The organism is Serpentinimonas sp. SSL01 (genome assembly GCF_056323735.1).
The window spans coordinates 1,246,625-1,263,909 of sequence record NZ_CM150487.1 but is presented as its reverse complement, the minus strand read 5'-3'; the positions used below and the strand labels follow the sequence as shown (position 1 = coordinate 1,263,909).

Here is a 17,285-nt window from a genome sequence, read left to right as displayed (position 1 = left end):
TGCAATATTTATCATGATTCCTGCATCCGCCTTGACCATCCAACCAGACATTCAAGCGAGCCAGCGCCTCGACGCCCGCCCGGCCCATGCCTTGCGCCCGGTGCGCATCACCCGCGCCTACACCTGCCACGCCGAAGGTTCGGTGCTGGTCGAGTTTGGCCGCACGCGGGTGCTGTGCACCGCCAGTGTCGAAGACAAGGTGCCGCCGCACCAGAAGGGCAGCGGCGCCGGCTGGGTGACGGCCGAATACGGCATGCTGCCGCGCGCCACCCACACCCGCAGCGCGCGCGAGGCCGCCAAGGGCAAGCAAAGCGGGCGCACGCAAGAGATTCAACGCCTGATCGGGCGCTCGCTGCGCGCGGTGTTCGACTTGCAGGCGCTGGGCGAGCGCACCCTCACACTCGACTGCGACGTGCTGCAAGCCGACGGCGGCACCCGCACCGCCGCCATCACCGGCGCCTGGGTGGCAGCGCACGACGCGGTGCAGTTCCTGCTGGCGCAAGGCCGGCTGGCGCAGTCACCCTTGCTCCAACCGGTGGCGGCGGTGTCGGTGGGGCTGCTGCAAGGGCTGGCGCTGCTCGATCTGGACTACGACGAAGACTCGGCCTGCGACACCGACATGAACGTGGTCATGACCGGCGCCGGCCATTTCGTGGAGGTGCAGGGCACCGCTGAAGGTCAGCCCTTCAGCCACGAGCAAATGGGCCAGATGCTGCGCTTGGCCGAAAGCGGCATCACCGAGCTGATCGGGCTGCAGCGTGCGGCGGTGGGTTTGCCTGCTGGTGCCGTGGGGCCAAGATGAAGCCGGCCCTGACCCTGGTGCTGGCCACCCACAACGCCGGCAAACTGGCCGAGCTGCAAGCCCTGTTTGGGCCTTTGGGCGTGCGCTTGCAAAGCCAGGCCGAATTGGGCATCGCCGAGGCCGCCGAGCCGCACCGCACCTTCGTCGAAAACGCGCTGGCCAAGGCGCGCCACGCCAGCGCCGCCAGCGGCCTGCCCGCGCTGGCCGACGACGCCGGCCTGTGCGTCGAGGCCTTTGGCGGCCAGCCGGGCGTGGACACCGCTTTTTACGCCACCCGCTTTGGCTACCCCAAGGGCGACGCCCACAACGTGCGCGCCCTGCTCGAGCAGATGCAGGGCCTGAGCGACCGGCGCGCGGCCTTGGTCAGCACCCTGGTGGCGCTGCGCTCCCCTGACGACCCCGAGCCCCTGGTGGCCAGCGGCCGCCTGCATGGCCTCATCGCCACCGAACCGGTGGGGACGCACGGCTTTGGCTTCGACCCCGTGCTCTACCTGCCCGAGCACGGGCAAACCTGCGCCCAGTTGCCACCCGAGCTCAAAAACCGCCTCAGCCACCGCGGCCAAGCGGCCCGTGCCATGCTGGAGCTGATGCGCCAGCGCTGGCTGGGGCTGGAAGGCGCGGCGTGAGCGCCAGCCCCAGCGCCAGCCCGGTGAGCAGCCAGAGCGTGCGCCTAGAGCGCCCGGGGCGCGTCCAGCTCTCAAGCCTGCCGCCGCTGAGCCTGTACGTGCACCTGCCGTGGTGCATCAAAAAGTGCCCCTACTGCGACTTCAATTCCCACGCACTCGACGGCGCCGCCGCCCCCCCTTGGGCGCGCTACCTGCAAGCCCTGCGCGCCGACCTCGAAGCCAGCCTGCCGCTGGTCTGGGGGCGCGCCGTGCACAGCGTCTTTTTGGGTGGCGGCACGCCCAGCCTGCTGCCGCCCGAGGCGCTCGGGCGCTTGTTGTCCGACCTGCGCGCCCTGCTGCCGCTGCTGCCCGAGGCCGAAATCACGCTCGAAGCCAATCCCGGCAGCTTCGAGCGCGAGCGCTTTGCCGACTACCGCAGCGCCGGCGTGACGCGCCTGAGCGTGGGCGTGCAATCCTTCGACGACCGCTTTTTGCAGGCGCTGGGCCGGGTGCACGACGCCGCCCAGGCGCACGCGGCGGTGGCCGAAGCCGCGCAGCACTTTGAGTCCTTCAACCTCGATCTGATGTATGCGCTGCCGGGGCAGACGCTGGCCGATTTGCAGCACGACCTCGAGCGCGCCCTGTTCTACGCGCCGCCGCACCTGTCGCTCTACCACCTCACGCTCGAGCCCAACACCGTGTTTGCCAAGCATCCGCCGCCGCATTTGCCCGACGACGACAGCGCTTGGACCATGCTCGACGCCATCGGCGCGCGCTGCGCCAGCGCCGGGCTGCAGCGCTATGAGGTGTCGGCCTATGCCCGGGCCGATCGCCAATGCCAGCACAACCTGAACTACTGGCGCTTTGGCGACTACCTTGGCATCGGGGCCGGCGCCCACGGCAAAATCAGTTTTGCGCAGCGCGTGCTGCGCCAGGTGCGCTGGCGCGACCCGCAGCGCTACATGGAGCAGGCCTTGCAGGGCCAGCCGGTGGCCAGCGAGCACGAGGTGCCGGCGAGCGAACTGCCGTTCGAATTCATGCTCAACGCGCTGCGCCTGCGCGAGGGCTTTGCCGTGGCCGATTTTGCCGCCCGCACCGGCTTGCCGCTGAGCGCGATCCAAGCCCCGCTGGCCAAGGCCGAAGCCCAAGGCTGGATCGAGCGCGACGCCTTGCGCATCCGGCCGAGCGCACGCGGTTTTGATTTTCTCAACGACCTGCAAGCCTTGTTTTTGCCCTAGATCGTGTCGCTAGCCAGACCACGATCGGTGCCGCGGCGCGGTGCCGGTGGCGCAAGTGGTTTAAATGCTTGCGCCAAATAGATAATTTTGGATAATGCGGCCATGTTGAATCAACGCGTAAGGGGCTGTCATGTTTGCGATCTACGGCACGTCGGGGCTCATGTACCGCGGTTTGGCGGAGGATTTGCGCCGCGTCGTGCCCACCTTGCGCAGCGTGCGTACACGCGCCCTCGAACCCGAGTTCGATCGCCCTTTGACCCTGCCCGATGCCGACGCAGGGGCCGCGCGCCATGCCGAGCACCGCGGCAGCGCCCACGCCCTGAGTTCCTACAGCCAGTTGCAACGGGCGCCGCAGGCAAGGCGGGCGCTGCGCACCGTGGACGACGTCATGAGCCGCAAACCCATTGCGCTGAAGCACGACATGACCGTGCGCCAAGGCTGGTGGACCTTGTACCAGCGCGGCGTTGGTCAGGCCCCGGTGCTGGATCGCAACGGCATGATCATCGGGCTGCTGACGCGCGCCGAACTGATGCAACCCGAGCGCCTGCCCACTCCCGACGGCCACGCCTTGGTCTGGCAGGCCCTGATGGCGCAGCCCGTGACGGAAGTGATGATCAGCCCCGTGCCCGCCGTGAGCGCCCAAGCCGATCTGCGCCGCTTGGCGCTGGTGCTGCTCGATACCGGTTTGCAAGGCTTGCCGGTGGTCGATGCCGAGGGCCGCCTCGAGGGCTTCGTCACCCGCTCCGACATCCTCAAAGCCGTGGTGCACGACCCGCCGCTGGACCTGTGGGCCGGTTAGGCCGGTCCCATTCTCATGGTGTGGCCGGCTAGGCTGAGTCTGTGGCCATTGTGGCTTAACGGCTGCAAATTGCGCACGCCGGCGCATCCAGAGCGGATTTGCTTGTGGTCGCGCGCCCATTTGGGCTGCGAAAGCAGCGACAATAGAAGGCTGAACCTGCACTTATCCCGATTAACCTGATGTGCCCGCGCACCACACCCTTCGTGGGTGCGCGCGTCGCCTTGCCTACCCCCTCTGAAGCCGTGAACGCCTCTGTCAAGTCCGCCCCATCCACCGCCGACCTGTCGCAACTCGACGCCCTGACCGGAGGGGCTTTCAAGTCCCCGACCTCGGGCGAGCGCGCCACCCGGCTGCGCGAGTGGCTCGCCAGCGAGCCCAGCATCGAGCAAATGACCGAGGTCTACCGCGAGCTCTCGCACCGCGACAAAGGTGCGGCCAAGCCGCTCAAGGACAAACTCGACGAGCTCAAGCGCATCAAGGCCCAAGACGCGATCGCCGAAGAGTGGGCGGCCAAAGCGCAGGCCTTGTTGGCCCAGTCGCGCCTCAACTTGGCCGACGCCATGGGCTGGCAGCGCGAGGCCGCCAAAGCCGGGGCACCGCTGTCGCGCGAGCCGCTGGCCGGTTTGCGCTTGGCCTTGAGCGCGCGCATGAAGGCGCTCGAAGACCTGCAGCACCAGGTGCAGGTGGAGCGCGAGGCCGCGGTGTTGCTGGCGCAGCGCATCGAGCTGCTCTCGACCAAGCCGCTGGCCGAGGCGCAAGCGCAGCGCGAACCCCTGCGCACCGACGTCGCCGCTTGGCAAACCCGCGCCGGCGGCTTGTGCGCCGACCCCGCTTGGGCCAGCCTCGAGCCCAAGTACGCGCAGCAACTCGAAACCTCGCGCAACCAGCTCAACCTGGTCTGGGAAGCCTTCGACGCCGCACTTGCCCAGGCCTTGGCCGCGGCCACCGACGAGCAAGTGGCCCTGCCGGCGGTGCCGGTGTGGGCCGACGAACTGCGCACCCTGCGCGGCGTGGCGGCGCCACCCGCAGCCGATGCCGGCGACCAGGCAGCACGCCAGCAACAAGCCACGCAGGCCGTCGCCGCGGCCTTGCAGGCCCTGCAGCAAGAGCTGGCCCAAGGGCACAGCAAAACCGCACCCAAGGCCGCCGCTGCCTTGCGCCAGGTGCTCAAAGACCATGGCCGCCACATCGCGCCCGCGCTGGAAGCCGAGGCCCAAGCCGCCCTGGTCAGCAGCAGCGAGCTCGAGGGCTGGCAGCGCTGGCGCGCCGACCAGTTGCGCGAAGAGCTGTTGGCCAAGGCGGTCGCGCTCACCCAGGCCCCCGAGGGGCAGCGCATGGGCGGGCGCAAGGTGCAAGAGGCGCTGCGCCAGTTGCGCGAGCAGTGGAAAGCCACCGATCAGGGCGGGGCGTCCAACCAGGCGCTGTGGAAAAAATTCGATGAAGCCTGCAACGAGGCACACAAGCAGGTCGAGGCCTGGCTCGAACAGCTCAAGCAGCAAAACCAAGCCAATCGGGCCCAGCGCCTGGCATTGATCGACGAGGTGCACGCCTGGACGGCGGCGCACGCCACCAGCACCGACTGGAAGCTGCAGCTGCGCGAGCTGCACGCCCTGTCGGAGCGCTGGCGCGAGTCCGGCCACCTGAGCGAAAAGCTCTTTGCCGAGCTGCAACCGCTGTGGAAGGCGGCCATGGCCCAAGCCCATGCGCGCCTTGAGGCCGCCCAAGAGCAGAGCGTGCAACGCCGCCAGGCCCTGATTGCCGAGGCCCAGGCGCTGGGCCAGATGCCCGCCTTGCGCATCGACGCCGTGAAGGCGCTGCAACAGCGCTGGCAGCAAGAAGCGCACGCCGTGCCGCTGGACCGGCGCCTCGAGCAAAAGCTGTGGGAGGCCTTTAGGCAGCCCATCGACGCCGCCTTCGAGCGCAAGACGGCCGAGCGCGTGCACGTCGCCGCCGCCCTGAGCGCGCACGACCAAGCCGTGCTGCAAGCCGCCCAAGCGCTCGAAGCCGCCTGCGCTGCCGGCGACGCGCAGCGCATACGCAGCGCCAGCGACGCCTTGCACGCCGTGCTGCGCGGTCAAAGCGTGGCCGCCGTGGCACCATCCACCCCCAGCCAGTCAGACCCAGGTGCGGCAGGGGCCGGCGCCGATGCGGCCGAAGCGCAAGCGAGGGAGGAGCCGGGCGCGGCCACTGCCACCCCAGACGCGGCTCCCAGTGCAGACACGCAGCCCGAGGCCCAGCCAGAGGCCGATGGCAAATCCCATGCCACCCCTACCGCCACCCCTACTGCCGCCCCGCGCAAGCTGGTGGCCATGCGCGGCGACGATCGGCCCGGTATGGCGCGTGCGCAGCCCCAATCTGGCCGTCCGGGTGCTGCGGGCCGCGATGCCCGCAAAGGCCCACGCGAGGGCTTCCCGGGCGACGCACGTGGTGCGCAGCGCGGTGGCGAGCGCGCCGATTGGCGCAGCAACGAGCGCGAGGAGCGCGGCCCACGCTTGGGCGACGCAGCCTTCCGCGCCCAGCGCCAGGCGCTAGAGCAAGCCGAGCTGGCACTCAAAAAGCTGGCCATGCAGGCCCACGGAGAGGCGCTGATGGGTTTGCTCGCTGCCTGGCAGCAACGCAACCCCACCGAGTTGCCGAGCGCGCAGGCCCTGGGCGGCAAGGCCGCCGCCGCCGCGCGTGCGGCGTGGGCCGCGGCTCTGGCCCAAGCGGGTTCCGAGGCGGCTGCAGCCGCGCGCGGCACGCACCTGCTGCGGCTCGAAATGGCGGCCGAACTGCCTACCCCGGCGGCGCACCTCGAGGCACGGCGCGCCCTGCAACTGCAACTGCTCACGCGCCGCCACGACCCGGCCCCGGCGCAAACCTGGGCCCACGACGTGGCACAGGTGCTGGCCAGCCCCCACGACGCCGCCGCCGCCGAGCGCTTGCAGGCGGTGCTCAAGGTGCTGCTGCGCCGCTAAGGCGCTGCGGTTGCCGCCGCCGGGTGTTTGAAAAAAGCATCCAGCAGCGGCAGCAACAGCGGGAATTCGGCCCCGAAGCGCGCCCGCTGCACCGTATAGGCCTCGCAGGCCACGGCAAAAAACTCGGCCGCATCGGTGGCGCCGTAGGCGTCGAGCCACGGCATGGGGGCACCGAAGCGCTCGGCCATTTGCACCTCGCGCACAAAGCGGCGGTGCTGCTGGCCCCAGAGCGTGCGCCAGTGTTGCGCCGCGGCCGGCGCTGCCAGCCCCAGAAAGCCGTTCGGCAACCGGGGGCAGCCGTCGGCCGCTTGGTGGCGCGATTTGTGGCGCAGGTCGATCTGGTGCGCAAACTCGTGGATCACCAGGTTGTGGCCCTGCTGCGCCTTGGCGCTGGCCGTGCGCACGTGCGACCAAGCCAGCATCAGCGGCCCGCCCTGCATGGCTTCGCCCGCCAGCGCCTCGCGCCAGCGGTGCACCACGCCGGCCTCGTCGGTTTCTTCGCGCTGAGCCCAGACTTCATCCGGGTGCACCACGATGCCGACAAAACCCCGGTACCAGTCCAGCCCCGTCAGGCCCCAATGGATCCACGGCAGGCAGGCTTGGGTGGCGATGGTCAGGGCGATCTCGTCGTTGATCTGCAAGCCGTTGGCGCCGCTGAAGGTTTTTTGGGCCAAAAAATGGCGGCACAAGAGCTGCAAACGCTCGAGCTGGCCGGGCTCCAGCCGGTGCAAGAAGGGCTGCGCCTGCACCACGTGCCGCCAAAGACCCGCCGGGATGGGCGGTGCGCCGCCCAGCCAGCGCGTCAGCGCGCGGGCCCAGCGGCTGTGGCGCAGCACGCGCAACCAGCGCGGCGCCGGGCTCATGCCGCTGGCCGGGGCAGCGGTGCGGCGGCTGCTTGGGCAGCGGCCATGTGGGCGGCCGGTGGCTGTGCGGTCGGTGGCGGCACGGCCGGTGTTTGTGCGGTGGCCTGTTCCGGGCTCAGGCGGCTGAACTGGCCCAAGCGGTCGAGCCGCAGCACCTCGCGCCGCGGCGGTTGACTCAGGCCGCACCAGTCGCTCAGCACCAGGCGCTGCAAGCCCAGCCCCAGATCGTGCAACCCGGGGCGGTGGGTGTGGCCGTGGATCAGGGTCTGGCAGGCCGTGGCGCGAAGCCAGTCGCAGACGGTGACGGCGTCTAAGTCGGCGTAGTCGGGGCCAGCCGCTTGGGCCGCGCCGGTGGTGCTGCCATTGCCCGAGCCCGAGCCCGAGCCCACGCTGCGCTGGCTTTCGCTGGTGTGGCGCGCCATGCGCGCCAGCGCCTCGCGTTCGGCCAGTGGGCGTGCCAGAAAGCCCCGCTGCCAGTCGGGTGCGCGCACCATCTGGCGAAAACTTTGGTAGCTGCGGTCTTCTAGGCACCAGGCGTCACCGTGGCTGAGCAGCCAGCGCTGGCCGGCGTATTCGAGCACGCAGGGGTCGGCGATCAGGCGCACGCCGCTGGTTTCGGCAAAGGCACTGCCGAGCAGAAAGTCGCGGTTGCCGTGCATCAGGTAGATCGGCGCGCGCGCGCTGGCTGCAGCCAGCGCGGCCACGCTGCGCTGCAGCAGCGTGCTGTCGGGGGTTGCGTTCGGGCGCTGCAGCATGTCGTCGCCGAACCAGAGCTCGAACAGGTCGCCCAGAATGAACAGGGCGTCGAAGCGGCCGTGTTCGAGGTAGTGCAGCCAAGCCGATGCGGTGTCGGGGTCTTCGGGGCGCAGGTGCAGGTCGGAGATGAACTCGACTCGTTCCCACTCGGGGGCGGCGCAGACGCGGTCGGGTGTGGGCAGCGCCCGCTGCGCCGCCGTCAGGGTGGCATCGTTCATGGTCGCAGGGTGATGAGCGTCGGTGCGCGCTTCATGGGGCGCAAGGGGCCATGCGCAAGGGATTGGCTGGGGTGGATATGCGGCCGGTGCAGCCGGGGCGGCCGCCGGGCCTACTCGCAGCCCGGCAACCATCCCGGCAGGGGCTGCATCAGGCTGCGCTGCCCGCCAGCTCGACGGCTTTTTCCAGCACCACGTCGTCCAGCGGCACATCGTCGTGCATGCCCTTGCGCCCGGTCTTGACGCTGCGGATCGCGTCCACCACCTCGGTGCCGGCGATCACTTTGCCAAACACGGCGTAGCCCCAGCCCTGCGCGGTGGGGGCGGTGTGGTTCAAAAAGCCGTTGTCGGCCACGTTGATAAAGAACTGCGCCGAAGCCGAATGCGGCGCCGAGGTACGCGCCATGGCCACCGTATAGCGGTCGTTTTTGAGGCCGTTGTTGGCCTCGTTTTCGATTGGGTCGAGCGTGGGCTTTTGCTTCATGCCGGGGGCAAAGCCGCCGCCTTGGAGCATGAAGCCGTCGATCACGCGGTGAAACACGGTGCCATCGTAGTGGCCGCTGCGCACGTAGGCGAGGAAATTGGCGGCCGAAATGGGCGCCTTGTCGGCGTCGAGTTCGAGGGTGATGACGCCGCGACCGGCGATGTGCAGTGCGACTTGCGGGTTGGCCATGGTGTTTATTGCTCCAAAGTGGCGTTGAGGATGGTGACGGGTTGCAGTGGCACGTTGCCGTGCCCGCCCCGGCGGCCGGTGGGCACGGCGCGGATGCGATCGACCACGTCGAGCCCCGAGACCACGCGGCCAAAGACGGCGTAACCGTGGCCGTCGGGCGAGCGCGGCTGATCGAGCATGGGGTTGTCCACGACGTTGATGAAGAACTGCGCCGTGGCCGAATCAGGCACCTGGGTGCGCGCCATGGCCACCGTGCCGCGCAGGTTGCTCAGGCCGTTGCGGGCTTCGAGCGCGATCGGGGGCCGGGTGGGCTTTTGCTGCATGTCGGCCGTAAAGCCCCCGCCTTGGATCATGAAGCCGGGGATGACGCGGTGAAACACGGTGCCGTGGTAGTGGCCGTCGCGCACGTATTGCAGAAAGTTTTGCACCGTCAGCGGCGCGCGCACCGGGTCGAGCTCGAGCACGATCGCACCCAGATTGGTGTTAAGGGTGACGCGCGGGGCCGCAGCGGGTGTGGTGCCAGAGGCCGGGGCGGCTGTGGGCGCTTGCGCATGGGCGCTACTCAACCCCAGGGCGCTGGCGAGCGCGACCGAGCCGAGCAGGAGGGGGGCGAAGTGGCGACGTTGCATGGGGTATGGCGAGTGGTGGGGGCAGAGAGGGGCGGTTGTGGGCAGAACACCAGGGGAGCTGGGGCGTGGCTTAGGCGTCAGCGCGCCGGTGCGGTGGTAACCAGCAAGGCCTCGAGCGCCTGCAGCCGCTGGGCTAGGCCGGGGGCGTGCGGTGTCTGCTCAAGGGCGCGGCGATAGGCTTCGGCGGCGCGTTGCAACTGCACATCGCCCAAGTTGCGCCAAGCGGTGGCGTAGTGCGGGTGCAGGCGCAGCGCCTGCTCGAGGGCCAGTTGCGCTTCGAGCAAACGCCCGGCGGCGGCGTGCAGCACGGCCAGGTTGTTGTGCGGTTCGGGCAGCTCCGGGTGCTCTTGCACCAGGGCGGTGAAGGCGGCTTGGGCGGCCTCGGTCTGGCCCATGCGCTGCAGCAGCACGGCGCGCATAAAACGCATCTGCGCATCGGCCGGGTGCTGCGCCAGCCAGGCGTCGGCCTGCGCCAGCGCGGCGGGCCAGTCGCCGGCTTGGCTTTGGCGCTGCACCGCGTCGTAGGGGGCGTCTTGTGCCAGTGCCGGGGCGCCTAGGCCCAGCCCGAGCAGCAGCGCCAACAGGGCAGCGGCCAGCAGGTGGCGGGCGTGGCGCGGGCGCAAGGGCCGCCAGCGGCGGGCAGTGGGGGCAAAGGGCATGTGCAAAGGGGGCGGGCTGGTGCTCAAAAGCAGAAACCGGTAACGGCGGCGGCAGCGACGGCGCCGATATACTTACCGGATTGTATCTGCGCGGCCCCGATTCGGGCTTGTTCAGCCTTTAGTCCCACGGTGGGTCCGGTTGTAGGCCCCACGGGACGCCCTGCTGATTGCTGCGCTGTGCACACCGTTTTGTGTTCTGATGGCTTGCCGTGCAGCCCCCAAGCCCAGCCGTTTGGGCACAGGTGCCCAGATTCCCTCGATTTGCCCCCCGCCCATGACCCTGCGCATCCACAACACGCTCACGCGCCGCCTCGAAACCTTCCAGCCGCTGCAGCCCGGCCATGTGCGCCTCTACGTCTGCGGCATGACGGTTTATGATCTGTGCCACCTCGGGCACGCGCGCTCCATGCTGGCTTTCGACGTGGTGCAGCGCTGGCTCAAGGCCAGCGGCTACCGCGTGACCTACGTGCGCAACATCACCGACATCGACGACAAGATCATTGCCCGCGCGCTGCACAACGGCGAAACCATCCGCAGCCTGACCACGCGCATGGTCGAGGCCCTGCACCAAGACGCCGACGCGCTGGGCATCGAGCGCCCGACCCACGAACCGCGCGCCACCGACTACGTGCCGCAGATGCTGGCCCTGATCGGGCAGCTGGAGCAAAAGGGGCTGGCCTACCGCGCCGCCGACGGCGATGTGAACTACGCCGTGCGCGCCTTTGCTGGCTACGGCAAGCTCTCGGGCAAGAGCCTCGACGAGCTGCGCGCCGGCGAGCGCGTGGCCGTGGCCGACGACAAGCGCGACCCGCTCGACTTCGTGCTCTGGAAAGCGGCCAAGCCCGACGAGCCCGCCGAAGTGCAGTGGCCCAGCCCCTACGGCGCCGGGCGGCCGGGCTGGCACATCGAGTGCTCGGCCATGAGCTGCGCGTTGCTGGGCGAGTCTTTCGACATCCACGGCGGCGGTGCCGACCTGCAATTTCCGCACCACGAAAACGAAATTGCCCAAAGCGAAGGCGCCAGCGGCCAGCCCTTGGCGCGCTTTTGGATGCACAACGGCTTTGTGCGCGTCGATGAAGAAAAAATGTCCAAGAGCTTGGGCAACTTTTTCACCATCCGCGAGGTGCTGCAGCGCTACGAGCCCGAAACGCTGCGCTTTTTCATGCTGCGCGCGCACTACCGCAGCGCGCTCAACTACTCCGACGCGCACCTCGACGACGCCCGCAGCGCCTTGCGCCGCCTCTACACCGCGCTGGCGGCGGTGCCGGCTGCGCCGGCAGGTGCGGGCGCCAACCCCCCAACCATCGACTGGGCCGAGCCGCACGCGGCGCGCTTCAAAGCCGCCCTAGACGACGACTTTGGTACCCCGCAAGCGCTGGCGCTGCTGTTCGAGTTGGCCACCGAAGTCAACCGCAGCCGCAGCGCCGCCTTGGCCGCGTTGCTCAAGGCGCTGGGTGCCATTTTGGGGCTGCTGCAGCAAGAGCCGCAAGCGTTTTTGCAAGGCGGCGTGGGGGCGGCAGCCGTTGCCGACGGCTTGCCAGCGAGCGCCATCGAGGCCCTGATCGCCGAGCGTCGCGCCGCCAAGGCCGCGCGCGACTTTGCCTTGGCCGACCGCATCCGCCTGCAGCTGCAAGACCAAGGCGTGCTGCTGCAAGACAGCGCCCAAGGCACCACATGGGTGCGGGCCTGATGCCAGTCTGCCGTCTGCCGCCCTATTGGGCCGAGGCCTGCACGCACCTGATCGAGCGCGACCGGGTGCTGTGCAAACTCATCCCCCAAACCACGCACGCCGGCCTGCAGTCGCACGGCGACCCCTTCGTTACTCTGGTGCGCAGCGTCATCGGTCAGCAGATTTCGGTGGCGGCGGCGCAAGCCGTTTGGCAGCGCTTCGAAAAGCTGCTGCCGCAGTTTGAACCGGCGGCCTTGTTGCGCCTGCGCGTCGATGAAATGCGCGCCGCCGGCCTGAGCGCGCGCAAGGTCGAGTATCTGGTCGATCTGGCCTTGCACTTCGACAGCGGCCACTTGCGCCCCGACGAATGGCCGGGCATGGACGACGAGGCCATCGTCAAACAACTGGTGGCGATCCGCGGCATCGGGCGCTGGACGGCCGAGATGTTCCTCATCTTTCACCTGCTGCGCCCCAACGTGCTACCGCTCGACGACGTGGGGCTGATCCGCGGCATCAGCCAGAGTTATTTTTCGGGCGAGCCGGTGAGCCGCAGCGACGCGCGCGAAGTCGCCGCCCCCTGGGCGCCTTACTGCAGCGTGGCGACTTGGTATATTTGGCGCTCGCTCGACCCGCTGCCGGTGGCTTATTGAATGGCTTCTCAGTCTCTGAGCCGCCGCAGCCCAGCCCCGTTTGCACTTTGACTGTTCATTGACCCCGAACCAGGAGCCCGATCTTGGCCAAAAAAGTTTTTCTCGATTTCGAGCAGCCCCTCGCCGAGCTTGAAAGCAAAATCGAAGAGCTGCGCTACGTGCAGAGCGAGTCGGCGGTCGATATCTCGCAAGAGATCGAACAGCTGAGCAAAAAAAGCCTGCAGCTCACCAAAGACCTCTACACCCACCTCACGCCGTGGCAGGTGACCAAGATCGCCCGCCACAGCGAGCGCCCCTACACGCTCGATTACGTGCGCGAAATTTTTAGCCATTTTGTCGAGCTGCACGGCGACCGCCACTTTGCCGACGACCAGAGCATCGTCGGCGGGCTGGCGCGCTTCAACGGCCAGCCCTGCGTGGTGCTGGGCCAGCAAAAAGGGCGCGACACCAAAGAGCGCACGCTGCGCAACTTTGGCATGACGCGCCCCGAGGGCTACCGCAAAGCGCTGCGCCTGATGAAGCTGGCCGAGAAGTTCCGGCTGCCGGTGTTCACCTTTGTGGACACCCCCGGCGCCTTCCCCGGCATCGACGCCGAGGAACGCAGCCAGTCCGAGGCCATCGGGCGCAACATCTACGAGATGGCGCAGCTCGAGGTGCCGATCATCAGCACCATCATCGGCGAGGGCGGCTCGGGTGGCGCGCTGGCCATCGCCGTGGCCGATCAGGTGCTGATGCTGCAGTACGCGGTTTATTCGGTCATCAGCCCCGAAGGCTGCGCCTCCATTCTGTGGAAAACCAGCGAGCGCGCCAGCGACGCCGCCGAGGCGCTGGGCATCACCGCGCACCGTCTCAAGGCGCTGGGGCTGGTAGACAAAATCGTGAGCGAACCGGTGGGCGGCGCGCACCGCGACCCCAAGCAGATGGCGGCCTTCCTCAAGCGCGCGCTCACCGACGCCCTGCGCCAAGTGGCCGACCTCAAACCCAAAGAGCTGATCGAGCAGCGCCACGCCCGCCTCAATGCCTTTGGCCGCTACACCGACACCAAAGCCGACAGCAGCGGCCGCGAGCGCAGCCCGGCCTGAGAGACTGAGCGGCTCGGCCACAAAGGGATGCGGCTTTGATGGCGCAAGCTCCACCCGCGGGCGCCAGCGAGCCGCCGCCCGGCGCTTTGCTTGACTTCCCCGGCCTGCCCAGCTTGCGCGCTTGGGCGCAGCGCCACAGCCTGCCGGCGCACGCGCGCGCTGCCCCACAGCCCTGGGCCGTGGCCTACAGCGGCGGGGCTGACTCGACCGCGCTGCTGCTGGCCGCGCATGCGCTCTGGCCGGGTCGGGTGCAGGCGCTGCACATCCACCACGGGTTGCAGCCTGCGGCCGATGGCTTTGTCGCCCATGCCGAGCGTTTTTGTGCTGCGCTAGGGCTGCCGCTGCACATCGAGCGCGTGCAGGCCCAGCCCGCGCGCGGCCAAAGCCCTGAGGAGGCGGCGCGCACAGCCCGCTACGCCGCGCTGGCGCGGCTGGCGCAGGCACACGGCGCGGGCTGGGTGCTGCTCGCCCAGCAGGCCCAAGACCAGATCGAAACCCTGCTGCTGGCACTCACCCGCGGCGCTGGCCTGCCCGGGCTGGCGGCGATGCCCGAAGCCATGCAGCGCCACGGCGTCTGCTTTGGCCGCCCTTGGTTGCTCGAAGACGGCGCGGCGCTGCGCCAGCGCTTGCAGCAACTGGGCCAGCCCTACCTGCACGACCCGAGCAACCTGGACTTGCGCTACACCCGCAACCGCATCCGCAGCCAGCTGCTGCCGGCGCTGCTCGAGCATTTTCCGGCCAGCCTGCACACCTTTGCACGCAGCGCCGCCCAAGCCGCGCAAGCCCAGCGCCTGCTGACCGAGCTGGCAGCGCTGGATCTGCAAGCCGTGGGCGACCCACCAGCCATCGCCGCCCTGCAAGCCCTGAGCCCCGATCGCCAAGCCAACCTGCTGCGCCATTGGCTTCGCAGCCAGCACGGCACCCAAGCCAGCGCGGCGCAACTGCAGCAACTGCAGCACCAAGTGGCCGCCTGCCGCACCCGCGGCCACCGGATCGAGCTCAAGGTGGGGCAGGGTAGGGTGCTGCGCTGCGGCGCGCATTTGGGTTTTTTGGCTTGCGCCGTCCTGCCCGGCAAGGGTGGCGCCTCAAGCGTCCGAGGTTCCAAAAGCGCGTAACAGCCCTGCTGAGTGAGAGGCTGAGTGCAAAACACCGCAGTGCCTATATGATGTGCTGCACGATGAGCGCTTCGCCCCCGCCCCACACTCGCCGCGCGCCCCGGCCGCTGCCGGTGTTGGCTTGGCTGCTGCTGCTGGCAGTGGGCTGGCTGGGGCTGGTCGCCACGTTAGGCGCCGCCGACCCGGCGCCAGCGGCCGCGCCGCGCATTGCGGTGCAGTTGACGATCGACGGCCCGATTGGCCCGGCCAGCGCCGACTACGTCGTGCGTGGGCTGGCCCGCGCGCAGCAGCGCGGCGCCACCGCAGTCGTGCTGCGCATCGACACCCCGGGCGGGCTCGACACCTCGATGCGCGAGATCGTGCGCGCGCTCCTCGCCTCGCCGCTGCCGGTGCTGACCCACATCGCGCCCAGCGGCGCGCGCGGCGCCAGCGCCGGCACCTTCATCGTTTATGCCAGCCACGTCGCGGCGATGGCGCCGGGCACCAGCATCGGCGCGGCGGCCCCGGTGCAGGTTGGCGGCGGTGGCGGCCTGCCGCTGCCGGGGCGGCCGGCCGACGCGCCGTCGGCGCCTACGGCGCCACCCTCGCCCGTGGGCGCACCAGTCACGGTGGCGCCGCCGGTGGCCACTCCCGACCATCCCGCCGAGCCCGTGCGCCCGGCGCCGGCCCGGCGCGACGCGCGCGAGGCCAAGGTGGTCGAGGATGCGGTGGCCTACATCCGCTCGCTGGCCGAGCTGCGCGGGCGCAACGCCGACTGGGCCGAGCGTGCGGTGCGCGAAGCCGCCAGTGTCTCGGCCGAGCAGGCGCTGGCGCTCAACGTCATCGACTTCATCGCCGCCGACACCGCCGACCTGCTGGCCCAGGCCCACGGCCGCGAGGTGCGCGTGGGCGAGGCCCGGGTCGTGCTCGAGACGCGCGGCTTGGCCGTCGAGGCGCTCGAGCCCGACTGGCGCACCCGCCTGCTGGCGGTCATCACCAACCCCAACGTCGCGCTGATCCTGCTGATGGTCGGTGTTTACGGCCTGTTGTTCGAGTTCATGAACCCCGGCGCGCTGCTGCCCGGCACGGTCGGCGCCATCAGTCTGCTGCTGGGCTTGTACGCGCTGGCCGTGCTGCCCGTCAGCCAAGTTGGTGCGGCGCTGCTGCTGCTGGGCATGGTGCTGATGCTGGCCGAGGCCTTCACGCCCTCGGTGGGCGTGCTGGGCATCGGCGGGCTGGTGGCGTTCGTCTTCGGCTCGACGATGCTGATCGACGCCGATGTGCCGGGCTACGGCGTCTCGCTGCCGCTGATTCTGGGCATCGCGCTGGCCAGCTTAGCGCTGTCGCTGCTGATCGCGCGGCTGGCGCTGAGCTCGCATCGGCACCGCGTCGTCACCGGCACCCAGGCCCTGATCGGTGACACGGCGCAGGTGCTCGACTGGAGCGGCAGCACCGGCCATGTACTGGCCTCCGGCGAGCGCTGGCAGGCCAGCGGCGAGACCGACCTGCAGACCGGCCAGCAGGTGCGCGTGGTCGAGATTCGCGGCCTGCGGCTGCAGGTGGCGGCACAAACGCCCACAGTCCCGCCCACAGTGCCCGGACCCACCGGGTTAGAATCAAAACCAGACCCCACCCGGAGCCCGCCATGATCTTCGACCTGGCCTTCCTGCTGCCCCTCGTCATCTTGGCCTTCGTCGTGCTCGGCATGGCGATCCGCATCCTGCGCGAGTACGAGCGCGGCGTGGTCTTCACGCTTGGACGCTTTACCGGCGTCAAGGGCCCCGGACTGGTCCTGATCGTGCCCTACGTCCAGCAGATGGTGCGTGTGGACTTGCGCGTGACCGTGCTCGATGTGCCGAGCCAAGATGTGATCACGCGCGACAACGTTTCGGTCAAGGTCAACGCCGTCGTCTATTACCGCGTGGTCGAGTCCGACAAAGCGGTGATCCAAGTCCAAAACTTCCACCAAGCGACGAGCGAGCTGGCGCAAACGACGCTGCGCTCGGTGCTCGGCAAGCACGAGCTCGACGAGCTGCTGTCCGAGCGCGACAAGATGAACGCCGACATCCAGGAAATCCTCGACGCCCAGACCGACACCTGGGGCATCAAGGTCGCCAACGTCGAACTCAAGCACGTCGACCTCGGCGAGACCATGGTGCGCGTGATGGCTAGGCAGGCCGAGGCTGAGCGCGAGCGGCGCGCCCGGATCATCAACGCCGAGGGCGAGGAGCAGGCCGCGCGCAAGCTGCTCGAAGCCGCCCGCGTGCTCGGCGAGGTGCCCGAAGCGATGCAGCTGCGCTACCTCAGCACGCTGGCCGCGATCGGCACGCAAAACAGCACGACGATCGTCTTCCCGTTCCCGACCGAGTTCTCACAATGGCTGTCGCGACTGCAGTCCGCTGGAGACCGACCGGCGTCGCCGCCAAGCTGAGGGCGCATACGGTCAGGCCCGGATCTTGCACCCTCTTGAAAACACGCGCCGCGTTCAGGCTGATGCGTCGTGGGACAAGGCTGTAGGTGTCGTAGCCGGCCTTAGGCCATTTATAATTTTAGGTTTTGCACCCTAGGCCCGTGGCGGCGGCTTTTGCTGCGCT

General features: G+C 69.2%; 16 protein-coding genes. 11 read left to right on the top strand and 5 right to left on the bottom strand.

Annotation, left to right across the window (positions count from 1 at the left end; all coding sequences use genetic code 11):
* Positions 1-13 precede the first annotated feature (13 nt).
* From rph to ACVMK0_RS05955, 5 genes are all read left to right on the top strand, one after another.
* Positions 14-802: a ribonuclease PH gene (rph, locus tag ACVMK0_RS05975; protein ID WP_476463254.1), complete on the top strand. Its 789-nt coding sequence runs from the start codon at positions 14-16 to the stop codon at positions 800-802.
* Between the two features lie 8 nt (positions 803-810).
* The gene (rdgB, locus tag ACVMK0_RS05970) at positions 811-1,428 is read left to right on the top strand and encodes an RdgB/HAM1 family non-canonical purine NTP pyrophosphatase (RefSeq protein WP_476464653.1); all 618 of its coding nucleotides are present in this window, start codon (positions 811-813) and stop codon (positions 1,426-1,428) included.
* Positions 1,425-2,645 carry a radical SAM family heme chaperone HemW gene (gene hemW, locus ACVMK0_RS05965; RefSeq protein WP_476463253.1) on the top strand — a complete coding sequence of 407 codons (1,221 nt, stop codon included), beginning with the start codon at positions 1,425-1,427 and terminating at the stop codon, positions 2,643-2,645. The genes rdgB and hemW overlap by 4 nt, the downstream gene beginning before the upstream one ends.
* Before the next feature lie 130 nt (positions 2,646-2,775).
* Positions 2,776-3,444 carry a CBS domain-containing protein gene (locus ACVMK0_RS05960; protein WP_250960867.1) on the top strand — a complete coding sequence of 223 codons (669 nt, stop codon included), beginning with the start codon at positions 2,776-2,778 and terminating at the stop codon, positions 3,442-3,444.
* Positions 3,445-3,623: 179 nt separating this feature from the next.
* Complete coding sequence (locus ACVMK0_RS05955) at positions 3,624-6,401, top strand: DUF349 domain-containing protein (protein WP_476463252.1); 2,778 nt, start codon at positions 3,624-3,626, stop codon at positions 6,399-6,401.
* Here the strand turns inward: ACVMK0_RS05955 and ACVMK0_RS05950 are convergent.
* The 5 genes from ACVMK0_RS05950 to ACVMK0_RS05930 form a co-directional block, all read right to left on the bottom strand.
* A complete protein-coding gene (locus ACVMK0_RS05950) occupies positions 6,398-7,264 on the bottom strand; it encodes a M90 family metallopeptidase (RefSeq protein ID WP_045535740.1) in 867 nt (288 codons plus the stop codon). The two genes, ACVMK0_RS05955 and ACVMK0_RS05950, sit on opposite strands and share 4 nt — an antisense overlap.
* Positions 7,261-8,238: a UDP-2,3-diacylglucosamine diphosphatase gene (locus ACVMK0_RS05945; protein ID WP_250960864.1), complete on the bottom strand. Its 978-nt coding sequence runs from the start codon at positions 8,236-8,238 to the stop codon at positions 7,261-7,263. The genes ACVMK0_RS05950 and ACVMK0_RS05945 overlap by 4 nt, the downstream gene beginning before the upstream one ends.
* A gap of 148 nt (positions 8,239-8,386) precedes the next feature.
* The gene (locus ACVMK0_RS05940; RefSeq protein WP_045535739.1) at positions 8,387-8,908 is read right to left on the bottom strand and encodes a peptidylprolyl isomerase; all 522 of its coding nucleotides are present in this window, start codon (positions 8,906-8,908) and stop codon (positions 8,387-8,389) included.
* Between the two features lie 5 nt (positions 8,909-8,913).
* Positions 8,914-9,537, bottom strand: coding sequence for a peptidylprolyl isomerase (locus tag ACVMK0_RS05935; RefSeq protein ID WP_045535738.1), 624 nt, complete (start codon positions 9,535-9,537; stop codon positions 8,914-8,916).
* 77 nt (positions 9,538-9,614) lie between these two features.
* On the bottom strand, positions 9,615-10,196 hold the full coding sequence (locus tag ACVMK0_RS05930; protein ID WP_250960862.1) for a tetratricopeptide repeat protein: 582 nt from the start codon (positions 10,194-10,196) through the stop codon (positions 9,615-9,617).
* Positions 10,197-10,470: 274 nt separating this feature from the next.
* Here ACVMK0_RS05930 and cysS point away from each other — a divergent pair, with 274 nt between their 5' ends.
* The 6 genes from cysS (at position 10,471) to ACVMK0_RS05900 (ending at position 17,122) form a co-directional block, all read left to right on the top strand.
* Positions 10,471-11,886 (top strand): cysteine--tRNA ligase, encoded by a 1,416-nt coding sequence (cysS, locus tag ACVMK0_RS05925; protein WP_250960861.1) that lies wholly within the window; start codon positions 10,471-10,473, stop codon positions 11,884-11,886.
* Positions 11,871-12,515: a DNA-3-methyladenine glycosylase family protein gene (locus ACVMK0_RS05920; protein ID WP_045535736.1), complete on the top strand. Its 645-nt coding sequence runs from the start codon at positions 11,871-11,873 to the stop codon at positions 12,513-12,515. Before cysS ends, ACVMK0_RS05920 begins: the two co-directional genes overlap by 16 nt.
* Positions 12,516-12,598: 83 nt before the next feature.
* On the top strand, positions 12,599-13,597 hold the full coding sequence (locus ACVMK0_RS05915; RefSeq protein ID WP_476464619.1) for an acetyl-CoA carboxylase carboxyltransferase subunit alpha: 999 nt from the start codon (positions 12,599-12,601) through the stop codon (positions 13,595-13,597).
* A gap of 38 nt (positions 13,598-13,635) precedes the next feature.
* Complete coding sequence (gene tilS / locus ACVMK0_RS05910) at positions 13,636-14,712, top strand: tRNA lysidine(34) synthetase TilS (protein WP_476464618.1); 1,077 nt, start codon at positions 13,636-13,638, stop codon at positions 14,710-14,712.
* A 62-nt stretch (positions 14,713-14,774) separates the two neighbouring features.
* Entirely contained in the window at positions 14,775-16,340 is a 1,566-nt protein-coding gene (locus tag ACVMK0_RS05905) for an NfeD family protein (RefSeq protein WP_476464617.1), read from the top strand.
* Positions 16,337-17,122, top strand: coding sequence for a slipin family protein (locus tag ACVMK0_RS05900; RefSeq protein ID WP_045535734.1), 786 nt, complete (start codon positions 16,337-16,339; stop codon positions 17,120-17,122). Before ACVMK0_RS05905 ends, ACVMK0_RS05900 begins: the two co-directional genes overlap by 4 nt.
* The last annotated feature ends 163 nt before the right edge of the window (positions 17,123-17,285 follow it).

Coding starts and splice junctions, on each gene's coding strand:
- ACVMK0_RS05955 (WP_476463252.1), top strand. CDS start 3,624: ATGTGCCCGCGCACCACACCCTTCGTGGGTGCGCGCGTCGCCTTGCCT.
- ACVMK0_RS05960 (WP_250960867.1), top strand. CDS start 2,776: ATGTTTGCGATCTACGGCACGTCGGGGCTCATGTACCGCGGTTTGGCG.
- ACVMK0_RS05930 (WP_250960862.1), bottom strand. CDS start 10,196: ATGCCCTTTGCCCCCACTGCCCGCCGCTGGCGGCCCTTGCGCCCGCGC.
- cysS (WP_250960861.1), top strand. CDS start 10,471: ATGACCCTGCGCATCCACAACACGCTCACGCGCCGCCTCGAAACCTTC.
- ACVMK0_RS05905 (WP_476464617.1), top strand. CDS start 14,775: ATGAGCGCTTCGCCCCCGCCCCACACTCGCCGCGCGCCCCGGCCGCTG.
- ACVMK0_RS05935 (WP_045535738.1), bottom strand. CDS start 9,537: ATGCAACGTCGCCACTTCGCCCCCCTCCTGCTCGGCTCGGTCGCGCTC.
- ACVMK0_RS05900 (WP_045535734.1), top strand. CDS start 16,337: ATGATCTTCGACCTGGCCTTCCTGCTGCCCCTCGTCATCTTGGCCTTC.
- tilS (WP_476464618.1), top strand. CDS start 13,636: ATGGCGCAAGCTCCACCCGCGGGCGCCAGCGAGCCGCCGCCCGGCGCT.
- rph (WP_476463254.1), top strand. CDS start 14: ATGATTCCTGCATCCGCCTTGACCATCCAACCAGACATTCAAGCGAGC.
- ACVMK0_RS05940 (WP_045535739.1), bottom strand. CDS start 8,908: ATGGCCAACCCGCAAGTCGCACTGCACATCGCCGGTCGCGGCGTCATC.
- ACVMK0_RS05950 (WP_045535740.1), bottom strand. CDS start 7,264: ATGAGCCCGGCGCCGCGCTGGTTGCGCGTGCTGCGCCACAGCCGCTGG.
- ACVMK0_RS05920 (WP_045535736.1), top strand. CDS start 11,871: ATGGGTGCGGGCCTGATGCCAGTCTGCCGTCTGCCGCCCTATTGGGCC.
- ACVMK0_RS05945 (WP_250960864.1), bottom strand. CDS start 8,238: ATGAACGATGCCACCCTGACGGCGGCGCAGCGGGCGCTGCCCACACCC.